28 protein-coding genes are annotated in these 25,963 nt (G+C 61.2%); 11 read left to right on the forward strand and 17 right to left on the reverse strand.

Annotation, left to right across the window (positions count from 1 at the left end):
- Positions 1–2: 2 nt before the first annotated feature.
- Positions 3–1,043 carry a DnaJ domain-containing protein gene (locus tag NLK60_RS04150; RefSeq protein ID WP_254809630.1) on the reverse strand — a complete coding sequence of 347 codons (1,041 nt, stop codon included), beginning with the start codon at positions 1,041–1,043 and terminating at the stop codon, positions 3–5.
- A 92-nt stretch (positions 1,044–1,135) separates the two neighbouring features.
- On the opposite strand from NLK60_RS04150, the gene NLK60_RS04155 reads away from it, so the two are divergent.
- Positions 1,136–2,560 carry an amidohydrolase family protein gene (locus tag NLK60_RS04155; protein WP_254809631.1) on the forward strand — a complete coding sequence of 475 codons (1,425 nt, stop codon included), beginning with the start codon at positions 1,136–1,138 and terminating at the stop codon, positions 2,558–2,560.
- Positions 2,561–2,670: 110 nt separating this feature from the next.
- Positions 2,671–3,558: a 1,4-dihydroxy-2-naphthoyl-CoA synthase gene (locus tag NLK60_RS04160; RefSeq protein WP_254809632.1), complete on the forward strand. Its 888-nt coding sequence runs from the start codon at positions 2,671–2,673 to the stop codon at positions 3,556–3,558.
- Between the two features lie 66 nt (positions 3,559–3,624).
- Here the strand turns inward: NLK60_RS04160 and NLK60_RS04165 are convergent, their stop codons facing one another.
- The gene (locus tag NLK60_RS04165; protein WP_254809633.1) at positions 3,625–4,044 is read right to left on the reverse strand and encodes a universal stress protein; all 420 of its coding nucleotides are present in this window, start codon (positions 4,042–4,044) and stop codon (positions 3,625–3,627) included.
- 130 nt (positions 4,045–4,174) lie between these two features.
- On the opposite strand from NLK60_RS04165, the gene thiE reads away from it, so the two are divergent.
- The 6 genes from thiE (at position 4,175) to NLK60_RS04195 (ending at position 10,003) form a co-directional block, all read left to right on the forward strand.
- Positions 4,175–4,831 (forward strand): thiamine phosphate synthase, encoded by a 657-nt coding sequence (gene thiE / locus NLK60_RS04170; RefSeq protein ID WP_254809634.1) that lies wholly within the window; start codon positions 4,175–4,177, stop codon positions 4,829–4,831.
- A 94-nt stretch (positions 4,832–4,925) separates the two neighbouring features.
- A complete protein-coding gene (locus NLK60_RS04175; RefSeq protein ID WP_254809635.1) occupies positions 4,926–5,864 on the forward strand; it encodes a 1,4-dihydroxy-2-naphthoate polyprenyltransferase in 939 nt (312 codons plus the stop codon).
- A gap of 1 nt (position 5,865) precedes the next feature.
- Positions 5,866–6,930: a mandelate racemase/muconate lactonizing enzyme family protein gene (locus tag NLK60_RS04180; RefSeq protein ID WP_254809636.1), complete on the forward strand. Its 1,065-nt coding sequence runs from the start codon at positions 5,866–5,868 to the stop codon at positions 6,928–6,930.
- A complete protein-coding gene (locus NLK60_RS04185) occupies positions 6,930–8,636 on the forward strand; it encodes a class I adenylate-forming enzyme family protein (RefSeq protein ID WP_254809637.1) in 1,707 nt (568 codons plus the stop codon). The genes NLK60_RS04180 and NLK60_RS04185 overlap by 1 nt, the downstream gene beginning before the upstream one ends.
- 26 nt (positions 8,637–8,662) lie before the next feature.
- Positions 8,663–9,571 (forward strand): NRDE family protein, encoded by a 909-nt coding sequence (locus NLK60_RS04190; protein ID WP_254809638.1) that lies wholly within the window; start codon positions 8,663–8,665, stop codon positions 9,569–9,571.
- A gap of 81 nt (positions 9,572–9,652) precedes the next feature.
- Complete coding sequence (locus NLK60_RS04195; protein ID WP_254809639.1) at positions 9,653–10,003, forward strand: helix-turn-helix transcriptional regulator; 351 nt, start codon at positions 9,653–9,655, stop codon at positions 10,001–10,003.
- A gap of 27 nt (positions 10,004–10,030) precedes the next feature.
- Here NLK60_RS04195 and NLK60_RS04200 read toward each other — a convergent pair whose 3' ends face one another.
- The 3 genes from NLK60_RS04200 to gatC form a co-directional block, all read right to left on the reverse strand.
- Positions 10,031–10,441 (reverse strand): DUF8048 family protein, encoded by a 411-nt coding sequence (locus NLK60_RS04200; protein WP_254809640.1) that lies wholly within the window; start codon positions 10,439–10,441, stop codon positions 10,031–10,033.
- 93 nt (positions 10,442–10,534) lie between these two features.
- On the reverse strand, positions 10,535–11,806 hold the full coding sequence (gene gatA, locus NLK60_RS04205) for an Asp-tRNA(Asn)/Glu-tRNA(Gln) amidotransferase subunit GatA (protein ID WP_254809641.1): 1,272 nt from the start codon (positions 11,804–11,806) through the stop codon (positions 10,535–10,537).
- Positions 11,807–11,818: 12 nt separating this feature from the next.
- Positions 11,819–12,097, reverse strand: a complete 279-nt coding sequence (gatC, locus tag NLK60_RS04210) for an Asp-tRNA(Asn)/Glu-tRNA(Gln) amidotransferase subunit GatC (protein WP_254809642.1) — start codon at positions 12,095–12,097, stop codon at positions 11,819–11,821.
- A 196-nt stretch (positions 12,098–12,293) separates the two neighbouring features.
- Here gatC and NLK60_RS04215 point away from each other — a divergent pair, with 196 nt between their 5' ends.
- Positions 12,294–13,268 carry a transcription initiation factor IIB gene (locus tag NLK60_RS04215; protein WP_254809643.1) on the forward strand — a complete coding sequence of 325 codons (975 nt, stop codon included), beginning with the start codon at positions 12,294–12,296 and terminating at the stop codon, positions 13,266–13,268.
- 112 nt (positions 13,269–13,380) lie between these two features.
- Positions 13,381–13,509: a hypothetical protein gene (locus NLK60_RS19485; RefSeq protein ID WP_256530391.1), complete on the forward strand. Its 129-nt coding sequence runs from the start codon at positions 13,381–13,383 to the stop codon at positions 13,507–13,509.
- Between the two features lie 57 nt (positions 13,510–13,566).
- On the opposite strand, the gene NLK60_RS04220 is transcribed toward NLK60_RS19485, so the two are convergent.
- From NLK60_RS04220 to NLK60_RS04275, 12 genes are all read right to left on the reverse strand, one after another.
- Positions 13,567–14,718, reverse strand: coding sequence for an asparagine synthase C-terminal domain-containing protein (locus NLK60_RS04220; RefSeq protein ID WP_254809644.1), 1,152 nt, complete (start codon positions 14,716–14,718; stop codon positions 13,567–13,569).
- Positions 14,715–15,404, reverse strand: a complete 690-nt coding sequence (locus tag NLK60_RS04225; RefSeq protein ID WP_254809645.1) for a PHP domain-containing protein — start codon at positions 15,402–15,404, stop codon at positions 14,715–14,717. The genes NLK60_RS04220 and NLK60_RS04225 overlap by 4 nt, the downstream gene beginning before the upstream one ends.
- Positions 15,405–15,771: 367 nt before the next feature.
- Positions 15,772–16,893 (reverse strand): Gfo/Idh/MocA family protein, encoded by a 1,122-nt coding sequence (locus NLK60_RS04230; RefSeq protein WP_254809646.1) that lies wholly within the window; start codon positions 16,891–16,893, stop codon positions 15,772–15,774.
- Between the two features lie 133 nt (positions 16,894–17,026).
- Entirely contained in the window at positions 17,027–17,245 is a 219-nt protein-coding gene (locus NLK60_RS04235) for a hypothetical protein (protein ID WP_254809647.1), read from the reverse strand.
- 435 nt (positions 17,246–17,680) lie between these two features.
- Positions 17,681–18,760 carry a methionine synthase gene (locus NLK60_RS04240; RefSeq protein WP_254809648.1) on the reverse strand — a complete coding sequence of 360 codons (1,080 nt, stop codon included), beginning with the start codon at positions 18,758–18,760 and terminating at the stop codon, positions 17,681–17,683.
- Positions 18,757–19,758, reverse strand: coding sequence for a 5-methyltetrahydropteroyltriglutamate--homocysteine methyltransferase (locus tag NLK60_RS04245; protein ID WP_254809649.1), 1,002 nt, complete (start codon positions 19,756–19,758; stop codon positions 18,757–18,759). The genes NLK60_RS04240 and NLK60_RS04245 overlap by 4 nt, the downstream gene beginning before the upstream one ends.
- Positions 19,759–20,159: 401 nt before the next feature.
- On the reverse strand, positions 20,160–20,783 hold the full coding sequence (locus tag NLK60_RS04250; protein WP_254809650.1) for a HemK2/MTQ2 family protein methyltransferase: 624 nt from the start codon (positions 20,781–20,783) through the stop codon (positions 20,160–20,162).
- Positions 20,783–21,949, reverse strand: a complete 1,167-nt coding sequence (locus tag NLK60_RS04255) for a mechanosensitive ion channel family protein (RefSeq protein ID WP_254809651.1) — start codon at positions 21,947–21,949, stop codon at positions 20,783–20,785. The genes NLK60_RS04250 and NLK60_RS04255 overlap by 1 nt, the downstream gene beginning before the upstream one ends.
- Positions 21,950–21,953: 4 nt before the next feature.
- The gene (locus tag NLK60_RS04260) at positions 21,954–22,823 is read right to left on the reverse strand and encodes a 16S ribosomal RNA methyltransferase A (RefSeq protein WP_254809652.1); all 870 of its coding nucleotides are present in this window, start codon (positions 22,821–22,823) and stop codon (positions 21,954–21,956) included.
- Positions 22,824–23,032: 209 nt separating this feature from the next.
- Positions 23,033–23,611, reverse strand: a complete 579-nt coding sequence (locus NLK60_RS04265) for a DUF655 domain-containing protein (protein WP_254809653.1) — start codon at positions 23,609–23,611, stop codon at positions 23,033–23,035.
- A gap of 134 nt (positions 23,612–23,745) precedes the next feature.
- The gene (locus NLK60_RS04270) at positions 23,746–24,102 is read right to left on the reverse strand and encodes an RNA polymerase Rpb4 family protein (protein ID WP_254809654.1); all 357 of its coding nucleotides are present in this window, start codon (positions 24,100–24,102) and stop codon (positions 23,746–23,748) included.
- Positions 24,099–24,389 (reverse strand): 50S ribosomal protein L21e, encoded by a 291-nt coding sequence (locus tag NLK60_RS04275; RefSeq protein WP_254809655.1) that lies wholly within the window; start codon positions 24,387–24,389, stop codon positions 24,099–24,101. The genes NLK60_RS04270 and NLK60_RS04275 overlap by 4 nt, the downstream gene beginning before the upstream one ends.
- A gap of 145 nt (positions 24,390–24,534) precedes the next feature.
- Here NLK60_RS04275 and NLK60_RS04280 point away from each other — a divergent pair, with 145 nt between their 5' ends.
- On the forward strand, positions 24,535–25,707 hold the full coding sequence (locus NLK60_RS04280; protein WP_254809656.1) for a cystathionine gamma-synthase: 1,173 nt from the start codon (positions 24,535–24,537) through the stop codon (positions 25,705–25,707).
- Positions 25,708–25,963: the final 256 nt, after the last annotated feature.

Here is a 25,963-nt window from a genome sequence, read left to right on the forward strand (position 1 = left end):
GATTACCGCGGTCGGAGTGCCCACCAGACGGTACCTGCGTATCCGAACGGAACCCAGAACGCCGCCAGTGCCAGCCCACCGAGTACCGGATCGATCGGCCACAGATACCAGATGGCCACCGAGGCGACGAGTGCCCACCCGCCGAAGGTCGCGAACGCGACGCGAGGCATCGTCAGGAGGTAGCCAACCAGGGCCAGGCTACAGGCACCCACGACGAGGTTGACAGGGAGCCAGAACGCTGGCGAGAGACTCGAGTAGACGAGCAACGGGTACAAGAGTGCGATACAGGCGACCGCGATTTCGGTCGGTCGGTCGAGTTTCCGGTGCGGTCGTGACAGCGTTATCTCGCCGTCCCAGTCGTGAACGGCGTACCGAAAGGCACCCTCCGCGTTCCCTGTCGGTTCGCCGGTTGCCCGTCGGTTTCCAGACCGTTGCCTGGTGTTTTGTGTGTCCTCCGAAGCGCTCGAGGTCCTCGTGGCGTTACCCCCAAGCCACGCCATTCGGCCCCGACGTCGGCGCTGACGGGCGTGATGAGTCTCGCTTCGGTCGCGGTCACCCGTGGTTTGGGCCCCCGCGTGCTGTCTGTCGGTGTTCGAAGTTGACGCGGTAGAACCTGTGGATCCTGAACGGGTCGCCCGAGTCGTCTTTCGGCTGGCGGTCCGGTCACTGCCCGCCGTCTGCTCGGTGGTCGAGGTTCGCGCAGTGCTTGCACCCCTTGTCGACCCCGGTGTCGTTTGCGAATCGGCGTCTTCACCCTGGTTCGAACCAGTCTTATTGGCGTCCGAATCGGATGACGATGTCGAGGCACACAGCGATTCCAACCGACAGTACGCATCGTGGCCCAGTCGGTCGTACCGTGCCCGCTCGAGGTCGTCGGATAGCACCGCTCTCGCGTCAGTCACCAGATCGAAGCGCGTTGCCGCATCCGGGTCCGTACTCCGGTCGGGATGCACCTCGAGCACCCGTGACCGGTACGCTTCGGTGATTTCGTCCTGCGTGGCGTCGGAATCGACACCGAGTACGTCGTAGTACGACTCGGCCATTGATGACAGGTTCTCGAGAGGAGTATAAAAATCATCCCGAGTCGATTGCCGATTCGTCGTCACTTTTGGCGCATGCTGTCGTCGGGGTCAGCATGGATCTCGCGATCGTCGACACGCTGGCGCTGACGATGGCCGACGACCGACTTGGCGTCCTCGAAAACGCCACGATCGGTATCGACGACGGCGAACTCGTCTACGTCGGCCCCTCGAGCGGCTTCGAGGGAGAACCGGAGCGAACGATCGACGGGAACGGTCGCCTGACGATGCCGGGCCTGGTGAACGCCCACACCCATCTGGGACTCACCCTCTGTCGCGGCGGCGCCCAGGACGTTCCCGAAATCGAGTGGATGAACCGTGCACTCGGGCCGCTGATCGAACACGCGAACGCCGAGGATCACGTCGTCGGGGCTCGCCTCGGTGGCCTCGAGGCGCTCCGGTCTGGAGTGACGACGGTCGGCGAGTACGCCGCCAACGTCGAGCAACTGGTCGATCGAAGTCTCGAGCCGCTGGGGCTGCGAGTGGTCGCGACGGAGACGATCAACGCGGTCGCGGAGTCGTCGGCAGATCTCGGCCCCGACGACGCCTACCCACTGGACGAGGAGGTGGGTGCGGCGGCCCTCGAGCGCAACGAGACGCTGTTCGAGACCTACGCCGATCACGAACGCGTCTCCTGTCTGTACGGACCACAAGCGCTCGATATGGTACCGCGGTCGATTCTCGAGACGATCCGCGAGCGTGCAGACGCACACGACCGAGGGGTCCACATGCACGTCGCCCAGGGCGACCGCGAGCGCCGCCAGATCGAGGCCAGGTACGGTTCGGGGGCCACGACCGTCGGTGTCCTCGAGGAGTTGGGGCTCGTCTCTGATCGACTACTCGCAGTTCACCTCCATGGCGCAACATCCGACGAACGGGAGCACCTGGCCGCTGCGGGCGTTCGGATGGCCGCAAATCCGAGTTCGATAGCCGCAATCGACGGTGTCACCCCGCCACTATGTGAGTACCGAGAGTACGGCGGTGTCGCTGGAATCGGCACGGATCAGGCGCCGGGAACAGGCGGGCACGACCTCCTTCGCGAACTCCGTACGGCGAGCCTGCTCTCGAAAACCGACCGTGGCGATCCGACGGCGTTCCCCGCCTGGACGGCCCTGCGCGTTGGGACGATAGAAGGGGCGCGGGCACTCGGAATCGACGACCTGGTCGGGTCGCTCGAGGTTGGCAAGCGCGCCGACGTCGTCTGTTACGACCTCGATCACCCGGCCGTCGCGCCGACGGTCTCGAGGCCGTTACACACGGCCGTCCCCAACCTCGTGTATGGGGCGAGTGGTGGTCTCGCCGACACCGTGATCGTCGACGGGGAGGTTGTTCTCGAGGACGGGTCTGTAACGACGGTGGACGAGGTGTCGGTGCTCGAGGAAGCGGACGACCGAGCGACGGCGCTCTTCGATCGAGCGGCCACCGACTGGGAGGCTGCGGGTTCGGAACTCGTGGCGCGCGTCGAAGACGGGTGGCTGTAGACGCGAGCCGTAATCCGATGGTGGGTAAAACCGGGCGAGCGCAGACGAGAAGGGCGTCGATCGGACGAGAACCTACCCCTATTTCAGGGCTTCGAGCCCAACTTCGAGACATGGTTTCGGAAACGTTCGACCCGAATCGCTGGGAACCGGTCGAAGGATTCGACTTTCGCGATATCACCTATCACCGTTCGACCGAATCGGGGACGGTTCGAATCGCCTTCGACCGCCCGGAGGTGCGAAACGCGTTTCGGCCCGGAACGGTCGACGAACTGTACGACGCGCTCGATCACGCCAAACGCCAGACTGACGTCGGGTGTGTGCTCCTGACGGGGAACGGCCCCTCACCGAAAGACGGCGGCTGGGCGTTCTGTTCTGGCGGCGACCAGTCGATCAGGGGCGACGCTGGCTACGAGTACGAGGGCGATGAATCGCGGGCTTCCGAACAGGGTCGCCTCCACATTCTCGAGGTGCAGCGCCTGATTCGACACATCCCGAAAATCGTCGTCTGTGTCGTCCCCGGTTGGGCAGTCGGCGGCGGCCACTCGCTGCACGTCGTCTGTGATCTGACGCTCGCCAGCGAAGAGCACGCCAAGTTCCTCCAGACCGACCCCGACGTCGGCAGCTACGATGCCGGATTCGGCTCGGCGTATCTCGCCCGCCAGATCGGCCAGAAAAAGGCTCGAGAGGTATTCTTCCTCGGGAAAACCTACTCCGCCGAGGAGGCCGCCGAGATGGGAATGGTCAACGAAGCCGTCCCCCACGACGAACTCGAGGAAGTTGCCCTCGAGTGGGCCGAGCGGATCAATGCGAAGAGTCCGAACGCGATGCGGATGCTCAAGTACGCGTTCAACATGGCCGACGACGGATTCGTCGGTCAGCAAGTGTTCGCAGGCGAAGCGACCAGACTTGGCTACATGACCGACGAGGCCAAAGAAGGCCGAGACGCGTTCAACGAAGGGCGAGAGCCGGACTTTTCGGACTACCCCTGGCACTACTGATAGCGCTCTCGAAAAATATCGGCTCTCTCGAGTTGTACGGCTTTCTTTCGAACACGATTCCGCCGTTCACGCACTCGAGAGCGGCACGATCGTCAACGGGATTTCGGTCTCTCTCGCCAGTCGATCGGTGGTACTACCGAACACGGCAGCCTCGATGGCGTCGGCACCGCTTTGTCCAACCACAATGAGATCTGCCTCGATCTCGTCTGCGTATGCAAGGAGGGATTCGGTGGGTTTCCCGCGGCGTATCTCCGCTTTGATGTCCATGTGAGCCTGTTCCTCGAGTATGTCATCGACGATATCCCGCGCCGCTTGGTTCAGTTCGTCGACCTCGCTTACCCCGAATTTCAACGGGTTCGACCCCGTTTCGACCACCGTCATCACGTGAACGGTGGCACCGACGGCCGCCGCCAGGTCGACGGCGTGCCCGAGGGCCTCGGTTGCGTTTTCGCTCCCATCGCTGGCGACCAGAATCGTCTCGTACATGCGGGTGGCTTCGTGCGCGAGCGGCTTTGTCGTTCTGGTGTCACGACAGGGATGAGTACGTCGGTGCCAACGCCGTTTTCCACAGTCACCGATCATCGAGGTTATTAACTCGATAGTACTACCCAGTTATATGCCCCGCGACCCTACGAACTGGCAAACGTATCTCGTCACTCAGGAATCTGCAAGCAACGGCCGGAGGACGCCCGAAATCGTCGGACGGGCGCTCGAGGGCGGTATCGACGTCGTCCAACTTCGGGAGAAGGGCCTCGACGCTCGAGATCGATACGAAGTGGGCAGTGTGGTACGCACGCTAACGGCCGAGGCGGACGTTCCCCTGATCGTCAACGACCGGATCGATCTCGCGCGGGCACTCGGTGCCGATGGCGTCCACGTCGGACAATCTGATCTTCCCGTAGCCGTCGCTCGAGACCTCCTCGGGGAGAGTGCTATCGTCGGCTGTTCGGCTTCGACGGTCGAGGAGGCCCTCGAAGCCGAGCGGGCAGGGGCCTCGTATCTCGGTGTAGGAGCCATCTACGGAACGCCCTCGAAATCTGTCGCCGCGAAAAAAGATGGCATCGGCACCGAACGAATCGAAGCGATCGTCGACGCGGTCGATATTCCCGTCATCGGCATTGGCGGCATAACTGCCGAGAACGCTCGAGCAGTCGTCGACGCCGGCGGGACTGGCGTGGCGGTCATCAGCGAAATTTCGGGGGCCGACGATCCAACGGGCGCAACCGAGACGCTCGTCGAGAGGGTCGACGGGGAGGAGCAACCATCTCCATGATCAAAAGTGGGAGCATGAGATCGAGACTCCCCGCCCGCGGAAAGCCCATCGCCAATGCCAACGTTAACACTCTCTCGAGTGGCACTTCGAACTAATGAGTTCGGTCGAGCGCGACGTATCACGGACGAAAGCCTGGGTGATGGCCGCCCGGCCACAGACGCTACCCGCGGCCGCTGCGCCAGTCCTGGTGGGGACTGGGCTGGCGGTTCACAACGGCGTCTTCGCCCCGTTGCCGGCGCTGATGGCGTTCATCGGCGCGGCACTCATCCAGATCGGGACGAACTTTGCGAACGACTACTACGACGCGATCAAGGGTGCCGATACCGACGACCGGGAAGGGTTCACTCGAGTTACGCAGTCGGGACTGATCGCCCCGTCACAGGTGAAAGCGGCGACGATACTCACGTTTACCCTCGCGATTCTCTCCGGCACCTATCTCGTCTACGTGGGGGGTCTGCCGATTCTGGTAATCGGACTCGTGAGCGTCTTTTGTGGCTGGGCGTACACCGGCGGCCCGTACCCACTGGGCTATCACGGATTGGGGGACCTCTTCGTCTTCGTCTTCTTCGGCCTCGTCGCTGTCGTCGGCACCTACTACGTCCAGGCTGTCGCCCATCTGGAACCCCTGACGAGGACTATCCCTCCGGGTACGATTACCACGAGCGCAATCGTGGCGAGTCTACCCATCGCTGGCCTGTCGACGGCAATTTTGGTTGTGAACAACATCCGTGATAAGGAGACGGACGCCGATACGGGAAAGCGCACGCTGGCTGTCCGACTGGGCTACCGAGCCAGCCGACTCGAGTTCACGTTACTGGTGGCTCTCGCCTACGTGGTTCCGCTGTGGTTCTGGCTCGGCCAGGGCTTCGACGCGACCGTCTTGATCCCCCTCGTGACCGTGCCGTATGCGGCGCTGATCACGCGAACCGTCTGGACGCGAACGGACGGCGAGGCGTTGAACCCGGCACTCGAGCAAACCGGCAAACTGCTGGCGATGTATGCGGCCCTGTTTTCGGCCGGGCTGGTGATCTGACGTGACCTCGGAAGCACCCGACGTGGGCCTACAGATTCGCCCGTACGAACTCGAACTCGCTGAGCCGTTCGAGACAGCCCAGGGGACGATGAGGACCCGCCGAGGGTTTCTCGTTCGGGTCGATGCAGGCGATGTGATCGGTATCGGCGAAGCCGCGCCGCTTCCCGGCTGGACGGAGCCCTACGACGACTGTCGAGAGGCACTCGAGAACGCAATCGACGTCATCGACTCGGGAACGGCTGCGGCACTCGAGGCTGTCGAACAAACCCCAGCGGCCCGTCACGGGCTGTCCTTGGCTATCGCCGACCGGTACGCGACGAAAGCAGCACGGCCGCTGTATCAGTATCTCGGCGACGGGTCGCGGGTTGCGAGAGTGCCGGTCAACGCGACGGTCGGCGCTCGGTCGCTCGAGGAGACGGTGTCCGCGGCGACCACCGCCTCGGACCGTGGCTTTGGGTGTCTCAAACTCAAAGTCGGGAGCGGGCCGCTAGAGGACGATCTCGAGCGGGTTAGACGCGTCAGAGCGGCAGTGGACGAGAACGTCGAACTTCGGGTCGACGCCAACGGTGGCTGGACCTACGACGAGGCCGAAACCGCCCTCGAAACCCTCGAAACGGTGGGGGTCGCGATACTCGAGCAACCACTCCCTGCGGGCGCACTCGGGGGACACACAGCGCTTCGAGAGACCGGATACGACGTCGATATCGCGCTCGACGAAGGGTTACTCGAACACGGTGTGGACGCCATCTGTGACGCGGAAGCGGCCGACGTGGTCGTATTGAAGCCGATGGCACTCGGCGGGATAGACGTCGCTCGTGAACTCGTCACCTGGCTCAGCGAACTCGACATCGACCCGCTGGTGACGACCACCATCGACGGCGTGGTCGCCCGAACCGCAGCGGTCCATCTCGCCGCTGCCATCCCAGACGTCCGCGCCTGCGGGCTGGCGACGGGCGACCTGCTCGCGAACGACCTCGGCCGCGATCCAGTAGTGTTCGAAAAAGGCGCAGCCGTCGTCCCACAGGCCAAAGGGCTCGGTATCGACGATATCTGGGGTGAGCCGTGATGCCTGCCGAGAGGAAACAAGAAGAATACACACCGCCGCCGGGACTCGAGTGGGCTACGGGCGACTTACTTGCCAGACGGGCGCGGACCACCCCGGAGCGAACGGCGCTGATCGACGTCGCGACCGAGCGCGAGTGGACCTATCGCGACCTCGATGTGGCCGTCGACGGACTGAGCCGGCGGTTGCCAGGCTCGAGGGGCGAACGAATCGGCGTCCTACTGGAAACGCGGCCGACGTTCGCCATGCTCCCGTTCGCCGCGATGCGGACGGAACGAACGCTCGTCCTCCTTAACTGTCGGGAATCGCCCGTCGAACTCGCCGAAAAGGCGACCCGCGCTGGCGTCGAATCGCTCCTCTGTGGGCGGGAAACCGAATCGCTAGCTCGAGATATTCGGGAGGCAATGGGCGACGGTGTCTCGAGTGAGGGCGAGGAGAACGAAACGAATACGGACTCGAGGCAGGTGCCGGTGTATTCGATCGACGAGTCGGAAACGACGGGTGTGATGTTGTTGTCCGAACCGGGGCAAAAAGCGGTAACCGACGCCGAAACGCGTGAGGGCAACAGAACCGAAACGAGCGAGGGCGACAGTGCCGAGACGAACGAGGGCGACAGAACCGAAACGAGCGAGGGCGTAAATAGCGATTCGAACGAAAACATCCTCCTCATCGCCTTCACGTCCGGGACGACGGGAACGCCGAAAGGCGTCACACTGACCGCAACTAATCTGGTCTCGAGTGCGGTCGCCTCTGCGTTCAGACTCGGCGTCGACCGCACTGACCGGTGGCTCTGTTGTCTCCCGATGTATCATATGGGTGGGCTCGCGCCAGTGTTCAGATGTGCCCTGTACGGGACGACGGTGGTGCTCCAGCGAGCGTTCGAACCACCGGAAACGGCCCGAGTTCTCGAGGACTACGACGTCACCGGCGTTTCACTCGTCCCGACGATGCTCAATCGACTCCTGGAAGCCGGGTGGGAACCTGCAAGCTCACTTCGGTTCGTGTTACTCGGGGGAGCGCCCGCGGATTCACGTCTGCTCGAGCGCTGTGAACGAACCGACGTACCCGTCTACCCAACCTACGGCATGACCGAAACGGCATCACAGATCGCGACGGCGACCCCCGAGGAAGCGTTCGCCCACGACGGGACCGTCGGGCAAGCACTCGTTTGCACGTCGGTTTCGGTACTCGACGAGGACGGGACGCCGGCTGAACCCGGCAGCCCTGGCGAACTCGTCGTCTCCGGACCGACTGTCACCCCTGGCTATCTCGATCCGGAGCAGACAGCCGCTGCTTTCAGCACTCGAGGGCTCCGCACCGGTGACGTGGGCTTTCGCGACGAGGACGGACGCCTGTGGATTCTGGACCGCCGGGCGGATCGAATCGTCACCGGCGGCGAAAACGTCGACCCGGCGAAGGTTAGGCAGGTCCTCGAGTCCCATTCAGGCGTGAGGAAGGCGGCAGTCGTCGGCCTCGACGACCCCGAGTGGGGCGAACGTGTGGCGGCCCTCGTCGTTCCTGAGGACGACGACGGTACACTCGAGGTTTCGGCGGTACAGACCTACTGCCGAGAACGACTCGCCGGGTTCAAAGTGCCGAAAACGATCGGGCAGGCCCCAGCGCTTCCGCGAACCGCCTCAGGCACCGTCGACCGTGAGGAAGCGCGGGCGAAACTCGAGGAACACGGTATCGATCTCACCGAAAGCTAAAGTCGTCACCGTTACTCCGCTTACTCGTGTGTACGCTTGTCTTCGCCTGGCAGGTCTTCGATAGCGCACCGGTAGCGGTCGCTGCCAACCGTGACGAGCAACTCGATCGCCCCGCGAGTCCACCGGCGGTCTACGCGACGGACCCGGTCGTCATCGCGCCTCGAGACGTTCAGGCCGGCGGGACCTGGATCGGCGTGAACGAGGCGGGGCTGTTCACCGGGATTACGAACCGCTGGCTGGACGACGACCTCCCTAGCGACCGCTCCCGAGGGAAACTCGTCGCCGACGTGTTATCCTGTTCGTCGGCAGCCGAAGCCCGAACCCACGTCAAACGGGCGCTCGAGAGCCACGCGTACGACGGGTTCAACCTCGTTATCGCCGATGGCAGCGACGCCTGGTGTCTCGAGTGGGACGGTGCTAGTTCCTGGACCGCGTTCGACCCCGGCGTGCACATCGTGTACAACACGGGATTCGACGACGTCGCCGAGATACCAACCCGCCGAGGTGCGGTCGCGAGCGACCAGGCAACGAACGCACGGCGGGTAAAACGGCGACTCGAGGAGGCGCTCGAAGACCAGCAACCATCATCGGGCGACGTGAGCGCCCCGGCGTGCTCGAGCGATACACCGGACTCGGACGCACCGGCATCCTCGAGCGATACACCGGACTCGGACGCACAAGTAGACTCGAGTGCGGTTTCGGACTGGCTAAAGACCGCCGGTACCGTCCTCGGCGACCACGAGTACGGCGTCTGCGTTCACGGCGACGGATTTGGGACGCGGTCGTCCTCACGGCTTGCCCTGGGTGGAGTGGCCCAGACACAGTATGCGGTGACCGACGGACCGCCCTGTCGAAACCAGTACAGAGACGTCGACCTCGGCGATGAATTTCGCGACCGCGTCGCTCGAGTGCTGGCCGACGAAGGCCACATTTAAGCGGGTTGCGACCGGTGTACGTCGTATGGACGCAACGGAGCCTGTAGCGCTCGGTACGGAGTCGCTCGAGGTGGTCGATCGATGAGTGTGTCGGCGGCCGAAGCCAACCTTTCGGAGGACGAACGTGCGGGACTCGAACTGGTGCGAATATCGGGCGGCATTCACCAGAGCGATTTCTGGAAGGAACTCGATGTCTCCTCACGGAAAGGGAGCCGGATCGTCGAATCGCTCGTCGAAAAAGAGTTGGTAGAACGAGAAGAGACGGTATACGACGGTCACAACACCTACTTCATCACGCCGACCGCTCGAGACCTCGATTTCACGCTGTTGATGGCCGGCGACATGCTTTCGCCGTTCATCGGCGAAGAGGAGGTCGATCCGAACAGTGACGCGTTCTCACAGTGGATCATGAACCTCGCCTACCAGGAATAGTCGAAACCGTCGAAAGCAGTATTTTCCTTACCGACCGGGAATCCGTTCGATGAGAACGAACGGATCCCGTTCGCGATTGTAGTAGGGCACGTCACCATCGATGGATTCGATGAGTCGGCGGTGTACTTCGCGTGCAGCCCGGCCTTCGTCCGGGTTAAGATGATGGAGACCCCGCATATCGATCCAGAAGCCGCCATCGAGCCAGAGCAACGTCTCGTCGTTGGACTGATAGACGACATCGCCCTTCTCGGTCAGTCCCTCGATTGCCAGTTGCCGTCCAGAGAGCTGAGCGCGAGCGAGCACCGCCACCAGTTGCTGTCGTGAGACTGGTGCGTGCAGCGCGACGTCGTCGATACTGTCACCGAAGTACTCCTCGACGAGATCACACGCTCTCGAGAACTCGTCAAATTCGACGTCGTGATCCTGGGTAATCTTCATGAGTGGAGGGAAACGAATTACCTATGGAGATATTCTCAAATCCTTCATATAAATCTATGGGAGTTTCTCAGCAGCGATGAGCGATAAATCGCTTTACTCGAGGGCGCTTCCTGCTCGGATGAGCTGTCGTTCGCCGAACGCCGGGCCGACCAGTTGCATTCCCACCGGGAGACCGTCGGCGTCGCCAATCGGGACGGAAATGGCAGGCAGGTCAGCGAGGTTGACCGGGACGGTGTTCGCATCGGCGAGATACATCTGCAAGGGGTCGTCGAGACTCTCACCGAGTTCGAAGGGTGTCACGGGCATCGTGGGCGAGGCCAGCACGTCGGCCTCTTCGAGGGCACTGTCGAAGTCCTGTTTGACCCACGCTCGAGCGTTCTGTGCCTTTTTGTAGTACTTGTCGTGATACCCCGCAGAGAGGGCGTAGGTGCCCAACAGGATACGGCGTTTAACTTCGTCACCGAAGCCTTCGGCACGGCCGGCCGCAAACGTCTCGTTCCAGTTGCCGTCGAAGCCACCCGAGTGGCCGTAGCGGACGCCGTCGAATCGGGCTAGATTAGAGGAGGCCTCGGACATGGCGATCACGTAGTAGGCCTCGACAGCGTGTTCGACCGAGGGGAGACTGACGTCGTGGGTCGTCGCACCCTGCGATTCGAGTTGCTCGATACCATCCCAGAAAGCGTCGACGACGCCGTCTTCGGCCCCCTCCAGCAGTTCGGTCGGAATCCCGATCGAAAGTCCGTCGACGTTCCCGTCGGCCGCATCGGAGTAGGCGACGTCTCCCTGTGGTGGGTCCCGAGTCGTCCCGTCCCGCTCGTCCACGCCGGCGATGACCTCGAGCAACGTCGCCGCGTCCTCGACGGTGCCCGCAATCGGACCGATCTGCTCGAGGCTGTTGGCGTAGGCGACCAGGCCGTACCGTGAAACCAGCCCGTAGGTCGGTTTGATTCCGACGACGCCACAGAAGGCAGCCGGACAGCGAATCGAGCCGCCCGTGTCACTGCCCAGCGCCAGGTCAGCAGCGCCGGCGGCGACGGCTGCGGCAGAGCCGCCTGAGGATCCACCGGGGACGTGACCCGGTGCAGCCGGATTGTCGGTCGGGCCAAAATACGACGTTTCGGTCGTGGTCCCCATCCCGAACTCGTCCATGTTCGTCTTTCCGACGATGGTTCCGCCGGCATCGGTGATCCGCTCGACCACGGTCGCATCGTACGGCGGCACGTAATCGGCGAGCATCTTCGACCCGCACGTGGTTTTCACCCCGTCGGTCGAGATGTTGTCTTTGACCGCGACCTGCTTCCCGGCCAGCGGGCCATCCGATTCACCGTCGATCGTCGCCTCGGTAATGAAAATATCGTCACTCATAAAAAACACCGCTCAGGAGACGTTCGGCCCCTTGAAGTAATCGTCTTCGTGATCCGGAGCGTTCTGTAACGCTTCGGCCGTCTCGAGGCTCGCTCGCACCTCGTCCGGTCGCATCACGTTCGTCAACTCGGTCTCGCTGTCGACCTCGGGTACCGCATCGAGCGTCTCGAAATACGCGAGGATGTTAGCGAACTGCTCGGTAAATCGTTCGACCTCATCGTCCTCGAGGTCCACTCTGGCCAGCCCGGCCACGTGGCGAACGTCTTCGGGCGTGACAACGTCGTCGCTCATATGTGAGCACTCTGGGCAACGGGGAGTAAGGGTTTCGATACGCCCCTCGAGAGCCAACGGTAGACGGACGGGTCAAACGCCGTTGTTCGACCAGTCGGTTCACCGAGAAACGACCCTAACAATGTGAGCCCTGTTGGCTAAGTGGGCTTCATCCCTAGGCTCTCGTACGGAAACGGTCCCCAAAACACCCACTACAATGACTGATACAACTATGCGGACGCGACAGTGGCAATCGCGGACCGACACGAAAACCGACGTCGACACGCGCGAAGAACGCACAGCGTGTCCCGAGTGCGGTGGACGACTCGAAACCGACCTCGAGCACGGCGAAACCGCCTGTGAATCGTGCGGTCTCGTCGTCGAAACCGACGAGATCGATCGTGGACCGGAGTGGCGTGCGTTCGACAGTGGAGAGCGAGACGAAAAGAGTCGTGTCGGCGCACCAACCACGAAAATGATGCACGACGACGGCCTCTCGACGAATATCGGCTGGCAGAATAAAGACGCCTACGGCCGATCGCTGTCGAGTCGCCAGCGCCAGAAGATGCAACGGCTCCGGACGTGGAACGAGCGCTTTCGCACGCGAGATGCCAAAGAACGCAACCTGAAGCAAGCCCTCGGTGAAATCGATCGAATGGCCTCCGCACTCGGCCTCCCGAAAACCGTCCGCGAGACCGCGAGCGTCATCTATCGTCGAGCACTCGACGAAGATCTGCTCCCCGGCCGCTCGATCGAAGGGGTCGCGACCGCGTCACTCTACGCCGCCGCTCGCCAGGCCGGAACGCCACGCAGCCTCGACGAAATCAGCGCCGTCAGCCGCGTCGAACGCGACGAAATCGCGCGCACCTACCGATACGTCGTCCGCGAACTCGGCCTCGAGGTCCAGCCCGCCGACCCCGAAAGCTACGTCCCCCGGTTTGCGAGTGACCTCGGGATATCCGACGAAACCGAACGTCAGGCCCGAAAGCTGATGCAAACGGCCAAATCCGAGGGGCTGCACTCCGGAAAGTCACCCGTCGGTCTGGCTGCTGCAGGCGTGTACGCGGCCGCACTGTTGACGAACGAAAAGGTAACTCAGAGTGCAGTGAGCGACGTCGCGAACGTCTCGGAAGTGACGATCCGTAACCGGTATCACGAACTTCTCGAGGCCGAAAAAGGCCCACAGCGCTAACCAGTCTCCTGAATCCAAACGGTTGCGTAATCCCTCGAAAGGGTCGCCTACTCGTCCGCACTCGAGGAGTAAGCGGCACATACTGAGGGTAGGTGAGCCCAACACTGGACGTATGCGCTGTGACAACTGTCAAGAGCACGGGGGGCGAGCATACGTACTCAAAACGTACGTCGAACGCGGTGGCGAGCAAACGATCGATCTCGAGTTCTGTTCGGCGACCTGCCTTCGCGAGTGGACCTGAGAGTAACGCACCCCACGCCTCGAGAATTCCACGTCACAACCTGAGAAACGTCCCCACTCACGATTCGAGTAGCGACTCGATGTACTGTCCGACGTGGTCGTCCATACGCCGTTTGTAGCCCGCCTGTCGGGCGAGGCGGTCCAGTTCTCGAGCCGTCAGGCTGCCGTACTGGACGGCTTTCTTATCTCGTTTCGCGACCGAGTCCGGGAGCACGCGAGCGGCCACCGTTCGCAAGGCGCGCTTGCGTTCACTCTCATCGGCCAGCCAGCGGTCGGGAAGGGCGAGAGCGGCTTCGACGACGCCATCGTGGAGCAGAGGAGCCACCGGTTCGACCCCCGCGGCCTCGAGAGTCAGCACGTCTCGAGGAAGTTGCTCTGGAAGCGTCAGGATTTGCTCGCGAACGGCACCACGGACCGTCTCGGCGTCGACTCGGTGATCGAGACGAACAACTTTTTCGTAGCCGCCAAACAGTTCGTCAGCACCCTGACCGACCGCCAGCGCGTCGAAACCATCCGCTGCGACGGCTTCGGCGACGAGATACAGCGGCAGCGCAATCTGGACGTCCATCGCGTTCGTCCGGCCCGTTTCCCGGGCGATTTTCGGGACCGCTCGTTCGAGGTCCGCCGGCTCGAGTTCGACCACGTTCAGGTCCTTCCCCATGGCCGTTGCCGCCGTCCTCGCGGCTTCGAGGTCGTGACTATCGGGAAACCCGACCACGTACAACGGTGCGTCGAGCAACGCAGCGACGAGTGCCGAGTCGACGCCACCGGAAAACGCGACGGCGACGGACTCCGTCTCGACGGTGTCGACTGCGCACCGAATTCGAGTATCGACGTGATCAATAACCGTCTGGCCATCGTTCGGAGCGTCCAGTTGGTCGCCCTCGGGTAGTTCCCAGACACGTTCTGGGGTTTCACCAGGAGGACCGTTACGCGATAGCGCGTGCCCCGCAGGAAACGCAACCGGGTCCTCGAGGGCGACCGGTCGAAACGCCGTCAGTGCCGGCGTGGGCGAGGCGGCTCCCTCGATGACCGAGCGCTCGACGAACAGCGGAACCCGACCGAGAACGTCACGAACCAGCGTGTCGTCGACCCACCCCGCGAATCCCGACGTGCCTGGCAGTGGGTCACCTCGTTGGAGGGCCGCACGGACGACGGTTTCTTCGGTGCCGCGGATACTCGGCTCGGTTTCCCGATGGTTTCTCGTCATCGACTGAACAGGGCCCCCAGCCCGCTGATCGCTCGTCGTTTGACGCCGCCGGCCGCCTGTCGGAAGCTAATGTGCCAGGGCGTCCGTTTCCCCTCAATCGTCGTCCCACCCCGTTCGATTGCCTCGAGAATCGCGTCGACGGTGTTCCTCTCGGCGTCAACTCGAGTGACCGCCTGACCGACCATCTCACTGATATGAGCGTCACTGCCGGCCGTCATCGGCAGCCCCCGAGAGCGGGCGAACCGCTCGGCCTGTCGGTTTGCACGTCCCGTAATCAGCCGAGAGTTGTATACCTCGATGGCATCAGCCTGGGCCAGTTGTTCACGGGTGATTCGAGCCATCACGCCGTGTCGTGACTCCTGGAAGGGATGTGGGATTACGGCGACGCCACCTTGCTCGCGAATCGCCTCGAGGGTCGCCTCGTAAGACAGGCCGGGTGGTATCGCTTCAGTAACCCCGAGACCGAGAATGTGACCGGCCTTACTCGAGATTTCGACGCCGGGAATGCCGATCAAACCGTACTCGGGCGCACGTTCGACGGCTTCGAGACTCGCATCGATCTCGTCGTGATCCGTAATGGCGATAGCGTCGAGCCCCACCGCTGCGGCTTGCTCGAGGATGAGATCAACCGGATCACGACCATCGTGCGAGAGCGACGAGTGCGTGTGCAGTTCGACCGTCAGCATCTATCAAGTATACGTGCTGGACCGGACAAAAACACCCCGGTACGCATCCGAGAGGGCACTTGCGTTCCTGTCGAATCGACGATCGCACTGTTCACTGAGTGGCTTCCCAAACCTGAACTGGTGGGTGAAATCGGGCGGTGTGGTTCGATTTCACCCATGAGTCGACGTTTGGGAGGGTACTGAGGGGTTCCTCACGTGTGAACGTCTGGACCGAACTGCTGGGGTCGTCTCACCCTTGGCGGAGTACTAAGACACGATCCCGACCTGAGTGCTCTCACGGCCAGCTTATATAGTAGCCAGTGAAACGATTGACACACCTACCGCGACGCCCGTTTGCGAACGAGTGTACACTGACTTTCACTGGCTACTATAGGTCGATCCAGCCACCCTGTTCGTCGCTCCGTTGGACTGCCTCGAGGAGTCGCTGGACGGCCAGACCGTCTTCGAAACTCGGCGCGAAATCGTCACCGCTTGCTACCGCGGAGAGGAACTCGTAGTTTTCGTGGACGAACGTGTGTTCCCAGCCGATGACGTGCCCTGGTGGCCACCAGTGATCCACGTAGGGGTCGTCTTCGTCGGTGACCAGAATCGTCTCGTATCCCCGATTATCCTCCCGCAACAGTTCGAGTTCGTTCAACCGTTCGAGCGAGAACTTGAGACTACCCTTCGAGCCGTGAATCTCGATAGTGTGGTCGTTCTTGTGGCCGGTCGCGAACCGCGAGGCCTCGAAGCTCCCGACAGCCCCGTTTTCGAACTCGGCCTGGGCAGTGTAGGCGTCGTCGACGGTGACCGGGCGGGTTTCGTCTTCGCCCGCTACGGGGCGTTCTTCGACGAACGTCTGGCAATGTCCGCTGATTCGTTCGATGTCGCCCGCCAGGTCGTCGTCACCGACGAGGAATCGGGCGAGGTCGAGGGTGTGGGAACCGAGGTCGCCGAGTGCTCCCGAACCGGCGAGTTCCGCGTCGTTACGCCACGACCACGGCGCGTCCGGATCGACCAGCCAGTCCTGGAGATAGCGACCCCGAACGTGGTGAATTTCGCCCAGTTCGCCGTCCTCGAGCAAGCTCTTCGCGTACCGAATCGCGGGCACGAACCGGTAGTTGAAGGCGCAGCCAGCAGGGACGTCACTGCCCGCCGCGTCGGCGGCCGCAGCCATCTCCTCGGCTCCCTCGAGCGTCGGAGCCAGCGGTTTCTCACAGAAGACTGGTGTGCCGGCCTCGAGTGCCGCGATAGAAGGCTCGGCGTGAACGTGGTTCGGCCCGAGATTGTAGAAGACGTCGACGTCGTCGACGACGTCGGCCCAGTCGGTCGCCGTGGAGGCGAAGCCGAGTTCCTCGGCGGCCGACTCGAGGGCTTCCTCGTCCCGGCCGACGAGCACGCTACGTTCGACGTCGGGTGCGTCGGGGAAGAACATCGGGAGTCTGGCCAGTGCGTTCGCGTGGGCTTTTCCCATAAATCGATAGCCAAGGACGCCAATTGACAGGCTCATATCCCGATATTCATTCGGGCAGTAGTTAGTGTTTTGCGCTCCGTCACGTTTCGACGGACGAAAGAAAGGACAAGCACCAATAATGATGTAACATCTGATGGAAGTGGCTAGAAATATGATGCTGAGCCGACGTTCACTTCTTTTCGTCGGTGCAACAGCCGCCAGCACGTTCAGCGGTTGTCTCGACCGATTTGATGATCGGCTGGACCTCGAGGTAGGGGTGATCAACAATCGGGACGAGACACACACCGCCTCCCTCGAGATAGGAACAGGAGATGGGGGCGTCGTCAGTAGGTGGTCTCTGGAAGTTGCTCCGTCGAACGAGGCGAATCGGGACGGGGGTTCGTACCACCCACGCGCAACGATCTCCGACGCAGTCTCTAGCGGAGAGACATACCAGTTACGCTATCACGTCGATACCGAAGCAGAGGGAAGTCGGCACCTAACGGCTGCGTGCGACGAAGACAAACCAGTGGTCCAATGGACGCTTCGACTGCAGTCCGGTGGCGGCGTGGTAATACACGATGGGTGCACGGACGATCGAGGGTGAATGACCGCTATCGTAGCCCGTGAAACGATTGATAACCTGGTGGTTCGTCAATCCTGAACCCGTGACGGAGTACTAGCGCGAGGCCTTCTTGTGAGCGGGTGGCACTGACGGTCACTGGCTGCGATAGACGAATGCCTCGAGTCGGACAACTTGAACCAACAGAAGATGCTGATGGTATCGAGACACTCGAGCGGTACCGTCTCCAGTCGAGTGTCTCAGGACTTCCACGAATCGCTACTAGTCGTCCGCTGGGGCCTGGGCGGAGCGAACCTCAATCTCGCCATCGTCGAGCCGTTTTTCGACGTTTCGGGCTGCTTCGACCATGTTCGCCATCTTGCCGTAAGCGACCTCACGTGGCAACAGTTTCACGCCACAGTCGGGCGAGACAACGAGTTGTTCGGGCGGCACGATCTCGAGGCCTTTCTCGATGTTGCGCTCGATCTGTTCGACTGATTCGACCTCCGCGACGTGCACGTCGGTAACGCCCAGCGCGAGGTCTTTGGTAAACTCGGGGTCTTTGAACACGTCCAGTTGTTCGTAGTCGCCATTGGCGAGTTCGAGGTCGAACTCGTCGACGGGGAACTCGAGGATTTCGGGGTAGATACGCGAGTAATCGCCGTAACAGACGTGCAAGCCGATGCGTACCTCCTCGGGAATGTCGTCGACGATGCGCTCGAGACACTCGCCAACGATAGCGTGGTCGTCCGGCGTCGTGGCGAGTGCGGGTTCGTCGATCTGAATGTAGCGAGCACCGGCGTCAACCAGTTTCTCGATCTCTTCGTTGACGAGGTCAGCGAGGTCGTAGGCCAGGGCTTCTTCGTCCTCGTAGGCCTCGTTGAACGACCAGTTAGCGAGCGTGTACGGGCCGGTGATGGGAACTTTGACCGGTCGGTTCGTCGCGTCGGCGGTGAACTCGTACTCGTCGACGAGCCAGCTGTCGGTGTACTCGACTTCGCTGACGACAGACGGTTTGTCGAAGTAGTTGTGCCCCCAGACTTTGACCGGGCCGTTGAACTCGTAGCCGTCGATCCGGTGGGCGAAGAACTCGACCATCTCGTTGCGCCGCATCTCGCCGTCAACGACGACGTCTAGGCCGGCACGTTCGTGCTCGTTCGTGATCAGCCGGGCTGCGTCGTCCAGTGCTTCCTGATAGTCCCCCTCGTCGAAGCCGTGGTCGGGGTCCTGATACAGCTCTTTTGCGCGGTTCAGCCACTTCGGTTTTGGATAGCTGCCAACGACGGTCGTCAACAGGAAGTGGTCGTTTTCGTGTTGTTCCGGTCTGAACTGGTCTCGGTTTTCGTTTCGGTCTGGGCTCATGCGTGAGTCACCTCCGCCAGCGAGGCGGCATCAGCGAGGGCCTCGAGTTTGGCCTCGAAAGTCGAATACGGGAGATAGAACGTTTCGGTGTTGGTCGTCAGATACGCGGTGTCGAAGTCGGAAACCGGCAGTTTGTCGAACACCCACTCGGCCCGGTCGCGAATCGCTTCCGGTTCCTCGAGGAGGGTGTTCTGGCCGTTGAGGAGTCCGAGGGCGATATCGTCCGTCGCGCCGTACTCCTGGATGTTGTAGAGGCTGCCGTCCTGTTCGGTCACGAAGTCGAAGCCTACGGCATCGATATCCGCGTCGAGCAAGTGTGCGTAGACTTTCTCCTCGAGTGCACCGTAAAACGGCTGGACGATGACGTCGGCCTCGGTCGCGGTTGCCACCACGTCGAGTGCCTCGCTGGCGAGTTCATCGATGCCGTCCTCGGGAGCGTTCTCGACGAGCGATGGCTCGAGCAGGAACAGCGTCTCGTGGGCGGGGAAAGCGTCGACCTCGGCTGCGAGATACTCACCGAGTGCCCCGAGAAACGCCTCCTCGTCGCCATAGTGTTCGTCCGTCGCGAGGTCCGCAAGCGTGTATGGACCCGGGAGGACTGCCTGAACGGGTTGGTCAGTGTAGGCGACGGTTTTCTCGAGTTCGGCGGCGACGTCGCCCGAAAAGCCGAGTTCATCCGTGACGACCGGATCACGATAGAAGTTGTTGTTGTCGTAGTAGCGAACGATTCCCTCCGTGTCGACGGCGTCGTTGACTGCCAGCGGGTGTGCCAGCATGTCGTCCCAGCGAAGTTGGCCTTCCGAAATCAGGTCGAGACCGGCCTCGAGTTGGGCGTCGAGAACGGTTTCTCGAGCCTCGTCGTAGACCGCAGTGATATCCTCGGACTCGTCGCCACTGATTAGGTCGTGTTTCTGATGGCCTTTGAGATCCGAGAGGTCGTCCTTTGCCCAGTCCGGGAGCGGGAACAGTCCCGGTGTGGTGGATACGTACTCAGTCATGCGTATGGGGCGCTAGGCTATACCGACGCTTAATATTTTCCATACCGTCTAATGCTTGCGAGTAATTCACTCGGAGTGGAGACGATGACTATCGAATAACTGAACACCACTGCACTCGAGACTGTTAACCAGGTAGTTGGAACCGCCTGCGCCTGATTTGCAGCCCATAATATGATATTACTATCAAATTGGTAGGGTGACAATACTATATTGATATGGTAATTGTATTAAAATGGAGAGTGTACTTGACCGGGGCAAACAAAAAGCGGCATCACTAGTCACAAGGGAAAATTCGGTCTAATCCAAGATCAAACCTGCGAGGAAGAAACTGGCCAATAAACGGCTCGAGAGGGGGTGTCAGATCGAATACTCGAGCTGGTTCACAACATACTCGAACAGTGTCACTGGTACAACTCGAGGATCGTCAGCGTCTCGAATGGGAACGATTCGTCGGCGACCGCTGCAACACTGAACCCCGCTTCGCCCGCCGTTTCGACGACGGCGTCGACGCCGGTGAGACTGCTCACGAGCAACAATACAATACCACCGGGCGCGAGCACACGGGCGACCCGCTCGAGGAACGGATCGATGACCGCCCGCCCGTCTTCACCCCCGGAGAGGGCACGTTCCATCCAGTCGTCCCACTCGTGGTCCGGCTCGGTGGGAAGATACGGTGGATTGAACACGACAGCGTCGAAACTCCCGTCGGAAAAGGGTGAGACGAGGTCGGCACGCACCGCCTCGAGACCGCGTTCTCTGGCCTGTTTGACGGCGTGCGGATTCAGATCCGCGGCGACCACCCGTCCTTCCGTCTCCGTCGCGATCTGGTCGGCCACGTACCCGGAACCGGTTCCCACCTCGAGCACTCGAAGCCCATTCGATGGAGTCGATCGGGATTCTTCGAGCGAGTCCAGCCGTGTCTCGAGCGTTTCGAGCCGACCACACGCGATGCTTGCCAACAGCTGTGAATCCTCCGCGGGCTGGTAGACGTCGGTCTCGAGCCCACGACGGTCAGCGAGGTCCATTACCGGTCACCTCCGTTCCCGTCAGTTCCCGATGGTGGCTGCTCGTGACCCGCAATCGACGAGCGTGAACCGGTCTGAGAATCACCAGTATCCTCCTCGGCGGGCCCGTGACGCTGACTGACCTCCCGCTGTGGATACGGAATCTTGACGTCGGCTCCCTCGAACTGCGCCTTGATCGCGTTCACAGCCTGGGTCCGAGCAGTTGCCCGCTTGCGCGCGTTCGGGTTATCGATCCAGAACCGCACGCCGAGAACGACCGAAGAGGGCCCAAACTCCTTCGTGATAACCGATGGTTCCGGGGATGTCGCCGCTTCCGCTACGTCTTCGATGGCATCACGCGCGAGCGTTGCCGCCTGCTCGACATCTACCTCGTAGTCGACGCCAACCTCGACTTCGATACGGAGCTGTGAGGTTTTCGATCGGTTCAGGACGACACTCGAGGTAACGATATCGTTCGGTACGATTATGTATTCCCCGTCGAAGGCCCGGATCTGCGTGTTAAAGATCGAAATATCCGTGACGATTCCTTCACGACCGTCGAGTTCGACCCAGTGACCGACTTCGAACGACCGTGCAAACATCAGGACGAATCCGGCCAGAATCGAACCGAGGGTCTGTCTCGCCGCCATACCGAGCACGATACCCAGAAACCCAGCCCCGACGAGAAGTCCGCTCAGGTCATCGATCCAGATACTCAACACGACGACGATTGCCACCGACCAGATGATGACTTGCATGATGCGGACCGACACCTCCTCTTGATGGTCGGTCACCGCACTCGAGTTCGCGACGACGTCGTGGAGCAATCTCGCGACGAATCGCCAGACGATCATCGTCATAACAAGAATGACGAACGAAACGGCCATTCTGGCGATCATTGCCGTCCCGATGTCGAACTGCGCCAGCAAGTCGGCAATATCGTCAGTGACGTCCCACACACCGATCGTGATCGACAACGTGAGGACGCTCACACTGAGCAACAAAACAGTCGTGATAATATCGGCATACAGTGGTCGAAGACGTCTGGTCAGCCAGGACTGTAAGTGCCGGTACGTCGCCAGGACGAGGACGAGTAGACCGATAGCGATAGCGGTAATCGCGATTCGCTGAGTCTGGGTCGAAAACTCCTCTGCCAACCAGTCGAACCCCGTCAGTAGTTCGTACATCCGTTCATTCCTCTGTCGGTTGCCCAACATCCATTGCCAGAACGGTCAGCTCCGCAAACTCCGCGGGCGTCACCGTCCCCGCACGCTGGGAGAGGAGATCCTCGTCAGCCGCCTCAACGACGGCGTCCGGTGTCTCGAGACCCGAAATATGTGCGGTGTTTCGAATCGCGTTTCGCATCGTCTTCCGTCGCTGGGTGAACACCGCTTTGACGAACCGGAGGAAGAACTCCTCGTCGGGAACCTCGTAGTCAGGTGCTCGTGGAACCGCCCGGACCACCGCGCTTTCGACCTGTGGCGGCGGTGAAAACGCCTCTCTGGGGATCGTTTCGACCATCTCGACCTCCGCAAAGTGCTGCGTCGAAACCGACAACCGCCCGTACTCCGACGTCCCCGGTTCGGCGACCATTCGTTCTGCAAACTCCTTTTGAAACATCAAGACCAGCGGCCGTTTTTCCGGCAGCAGCCGGAACGTGATCTCACTCGAGACACCGTAGGGGAGATTTGAGACAGACGCACTGAACGCAGGCAAATCGACCTCGAGTGCATCACCTTCGATTACTGTCAGGCGGTCCATTTCGATGGCGTCAGCGAACTCTCGACGCAAAAACTCGGCCAGCCGCCGATCACGTTCGATAACTGTCACTCTCTCCCCGACATCGAGTAGTCGGTCAGTGAGTGCCCCAGTGCCGCCACCGACCTCGAGAAGGTGCTCGAATATCGGCGTCGGTTGTGGAGTCAGGTCCAGCATTTCGTCGATCCCCTCGAGATACGTCGGGAGCCGATCGAGTACCCGATCGTCGACGAGGAAGTGTTGATCCTGGTCCGGGTCACCGCGAATCCCTGCCCGGGCAATCAACGCATCTGGATCTTTCATTTGACGAGTTTACGCGAGGGGGGTCTGTAAACGCACCGTCTTGGGTTGCCGGTCAATTGCGCCGATGATGACTCCCATCTCCCTACACCAGAACGATGCGAGCACACCGGAAGTCCTGACGGGGGACTGTCGTAACTGATTACCGGTCAGCGGCAGACCGAGATGGTTGGTGACACTCGTTCGAACAGGAGCCGTTCAAAATGCCGATATTATGGTTCCTGACCCACGAACGTCCGATATTTCAGATCCTCGTCGCGAAGTTCCTCGAGGATTCGATTGGCCAGCACGTCACCAGGGTCGTGCAGTCCGGAGACGCGATCCTCGAGTTCCTCGAAGCTCTCGAACGGCTTTCGTTTTCGTTCATCGAGGATCGTGTTTCGAAGTTTCTTGCCGATACCAGGAAGGAGATTTAGCTGGTGCAGTCGCAGCGTAATCGGCTGGGCATCGTTGTAGAAGTCGACGAATCGCTCCTCGTTCTCTTCGACGAGGTCGTGCACGACGTACTCGAGTTCCGACTGCGCACCCGAGGAGAGGTCGTCGTACCCGACAGGTCGACAGTCTTCGATTACATCCCGTTCTTCCGGCGGTTCGACCACGACGTTGGTCCCGATCGTAATCCGAGCGTCCTCGTCGAAGGCGACCTGATAAAGGGTAAAATCTGCGGTGTTGAGGGCGTATCCAGCAGGCGATTGCTGAAAACGCCGGCGACCTTCGGAAAGACCATGGGCGAGGTAATCAAGCACAACCGCTCGGCGCACGTCCATCTCATCGCTGTCGGCTTCGCTCATTAGGACAAGATACGGCAACAGGTCACTTAAAGAGTTGGCTCGGCGACGAAACGAACTCGACGAAAGCCGTGGCCAACACCGGGTTAAACGACGAAGGTATCGAAACCCAACGGATGAGCGGAGAACGAATCCGTTTACGCGTACTTGGCGATGACGTTGAGGATCTCGTCGAGTTCCTCGCCGGAAACGGAGTATCGCTGCTGAGCGAACACCGTCCGAAGTTCCTGACGATCCCGGGGCAGGAGATTCGCGATCTTGTACGCCGTTGGCTCGTCGACTTTCTCGAGTTCCTTGAGCTCTTCGACCAGCGCTTTGGCGTCCTCGGTCTCGAGGAGGGCGAAGCGATTGACGTGGTCGATGGCTCGCGCGAGTTCGTACCGAAGCTCACGATCTTCATCGAGCGCGCGTTCGGCCTCGATATCGGCAAGCAGGTCCTTCGTCTCGGAGACCGTCAGATACTCCTCCTCGACGATCTCTTTGAAGATCGTCATTCCTGGGCGCGCATGTGGGCCGCCGAGGCGATCAGCGTTTTGTCGACGCCGCCGTCCGTGATCTGGACTTTGAACGCCTTCCCCTGTTTGCCGACGACTTCGCCGGTGTGGCCGTTAAACCGTGGGTGGAAGCGGCCTTTGGGGACGCTTGGGTCGATTTTGAGGTGGACTTTCTGCCCCACGTCGTACTCCTGAATTGCACGCTGTGGTGGGGATGTGCCACGCTCTCGAGGTTTGTTTGCGAGCTTTCGTCGGGTTCCCTGACGAGGTCCATTCGAGTTCGGCATAGTCGTACGACGCTCTTGATCGGTGACGGTTATAAAACGCACGTTATGCGCTCGTCTATCGACGCCCGTTGAACAGTGCTCGAGCGAGCCAGAACTTGTGTCCACGAGTCGGCAGCTATAATCGGCCTCCCCATGAGTCTCGAGTATGGACGACGATCAGTTCCAGATCGAAACGCGTTCGATCCACGCCGGGCAGAAACCTGACGAGGAAACCGGGGCGCTCATGACCCCGATTTTTGCCAACTCGACGTACGAACAGGACGCCCCCGGCGATCACCGGGGCTATGAGTACTCGAGGACGGGGAATCCCACACGAACGGATCTCGAGGAAAACCTCGCGAGCCTCGAGGGGGCCGACTACGGTCGCTGTTTCGCCAGCGGGATGGGCGCAATCAACACGGTCTGTAATCTGCTCGAATCCGGAGACCACGTCGTCACCGGCAACGACGTCTACGGCGGCACCCACCGCATTTTTACGCAGGTCTACGACCAGTACGAGATCGAGTTCACGTTCGTCGATATGACCGATCTCGAAGCCATCGAAGCCGCCTTCCAGGACAACACCGAGTTGCTCTGGCTCGAGACACCGACCAACCCCCTCATGTCCGTCGTCGATATCGAAGGGGCGGCGGCAATCGCCGACGAACACGACGCAATTTCGGTCATCGACAACACCTTCGCCACTCCGTACCTCCAGCGACCGCTGGAACTGGGTGCCGACGTTGTGAGCCACTCGCTGACAAAATACCTCGGCGGCCACTCGGACGTGGTCGGTGGGGCACTCCTGACGAACGATCCCGAACTGGACGAACGCTTTGGATTCTATCAGAACGCGGTTGGGGCAACGCCCGGCCCCTTCGACTGTTTCCTCGTCCTTCGGGGCACGAAGACACTTCCTGTCCGGATGGACCGCCACTGCGACAACGCTCGTGCTATTGCCGAATGGCTCGACGGCCACCCCGACGTCGATCAGGTCTACTATCCCGGCCTCGAGGACCATCCTGGTCACGACATCGCCGCCCGGCAGATGGACGACTTCGGCGGCATGCTGAGCTTCGAACTCGACGGCACGCTCGAGCAGGCGTCAACCGTCGTCGAGGAGACCGAAGTGTTCACGCTCGCCGAAAGCCTCGGCGGCGTCGAAAGCCTGATCGAACAGCCTGCACCGATGACCCACGCCGCGATTCCTCGCGAAGAGCGACTCGAGGCTGGATTGACCGACAGCCTCATTCGCGTCTCGGTGGGCATCGAGCACGTCGACGATCTGATCGGTGATCTGGAGCAGGCGATAGACGTGGCGCTCGGGACGGACGACTAACCTGAGTTCAGTTTATACCCAGGTACCAAAACCGATATCAAATCACTCTCTGTGTCGAAACGATGGTCAATGTCCCTGCTGCCGACCAGCAAGTCATCGAACTCGAGGCGAGTCGGCTCGTCCTGTCTGCACTGGTACTGGCGGTTCTCGCTGTCACACTCATGCAGTTTCCTGACGGATACAATCTCGGATTGGGCCTTGTGGTAATCTCTTTCTTGATTCTCTGTTTTGCCTGGCTGAAAGCCCGGTACCGAAC

The organism is Natronosalvus amylolyticus (assembly GCF_024298845.1).
In the GTDB taxonomy this organism is placed as follows: domain Archaea; phylum Halobacteriota; class Halobacteria; order Halobacteriales; family Natrialbaceae; genus Natronosalvus; species Natronosalvus amylolyticus.